Origin of the sequence: Acidovorax sp. IB03 (assembly GCF_016406015.1) — a bacterium.
Taxonomy (GTDB): Bacteria; Pseudomonadota; Gammaproteobacteria; order Burkholderiales; family Burkholderiaceae_C; genus Acidovorax; species Acidovorax temperans.
Genome location: NZ_JAEFCH010000092.1, coordinates 1 through 1,074, shown reverse-complemented (window position 1 = coordinate 1,074; position 1,074 = coordinate 1). Strand labels below are relative to the sequence as shown.

The window sequence follows — 1,074 nt, the reverse complement described above, 5'->3', positions numbered from 1 at the left end:
GGCTCTTCTAGCGAATGCTAGTGATGAGTCTTTAAACGCCCTGCAGCGCCCCCATCTCCCAAGCATGACGCTCCTGCGTCAGCCCCAGGAGAAGGCCATGCGACAGCAACAGATGACGCGCTTGATCCACAGCTTGCCCCAGCTGACGCACCACCAGCTCCAGCAACTGGCAAGCTCTCTGCAGGCGCTGCTCGATCACAGTCAAGCCATCGCCGTTGTAGAAGCGCATAGCGGCGCCTGCCGGGCTTGCCCGCATTGCAGCAGCTCCCTGCTCGTCAAGAACGGCTCGGCCAATGGGCTGCAACGTTTCAAGTGTCGCCATTGCGCGCGCACCTTCAACGCCTTGACGGGAACGCCCCTGGCGCGTTTGCATCTGCGGGACAAGTGGATGGGCCAGGCGCAGGCTCTGGGCGAGGGCCTCTCGCTCAACCAGGTGGCCCAGCGCCTGGGCGTGGCGCAAAGCACCGCCTTTCGCTGGCGCCACCGCTTCCTGGCCTGCCCAAGCCACCAGCAGGCTCACCAGCTTGTGGGCATTGCCGAGGCCGATGAGTCCTACTTCCTGGTCTCCTGCAAAGGCCAAAGAGGGTTGCTGCGCCGTCCTCGCCGGCGGGGCGGCAAGGCACTGGCTGGCTGCAAGGGCTCAGAGTACACCCCGGTGCTGATGGCACGAGACCGGGCGGGAGCAACGGCCAACCTCATCCTGCAGACGAGCAAGGCCGTCAGTGTGCAAGCAGCACTCAAGCCCTTGTTACCACCGGACACCATCCTGTGCACCGACGGCAGCGTCACTCTGGCCAGTGCAGCGCGGCTCTTGGGTGTGCAGCACCGGGCAGTGAACGTGAGCCGGGGCCAGCGGGTGAGGGGGCCCTGGCATGTGCAGAACGTCAATGCCTATGTCAGCAGGCTGCGCGGGTGGATGCAGCGTTTCAAGGGCGTTGCAACGAAATACCTTGATTCGTACCTGGGCTGGTTCAGGATGCTGGACCGATCAGGCCCCACGGGGCTGCAGCCCGCGCTGGTGCTGGGTGCGGCCATGGGGAATCAAAGTGTCACTAGCATTCGCTAGAAGAGCCT

General features: G+C 64.2%; 2 protein-coding genes. One reads left to right on the top strand and one right to left on the bottom strand.

What is annotated here, in order from left to right:
- Positions 1 to 31 precede the first annotated feature (31 nt).
- Positions 32 to 229, bottom strand: a complete 198-nt coding sequence (locus IHV84_RS20585; protein ID WP_233100157.1) for a hypothetical protein — start codon at positions 227 to 229, stop codon at positions 32 to 34.
- Between IHV84_RS20585 and IHV84_RS20190 the strand changes: the two genes are divergently transcribed.
- Complete coding sequence (locus IHV84_RS20190) at positions 134 to 1,066, top strand: IS1595 family transposase (protein ID WP_233100156.1); 933 nt, start codon at positions 134 to 136, stop codon at positions 1,064 to 1,066. The two genes, IHV84_RS20585 and IHV84_RS20190, sit on opposite strands and share 96 nt — an antisense overlap.
- The last annotated feature ends 8 nt before the right edge of the window (positions 1,067 to 1,074 follow it).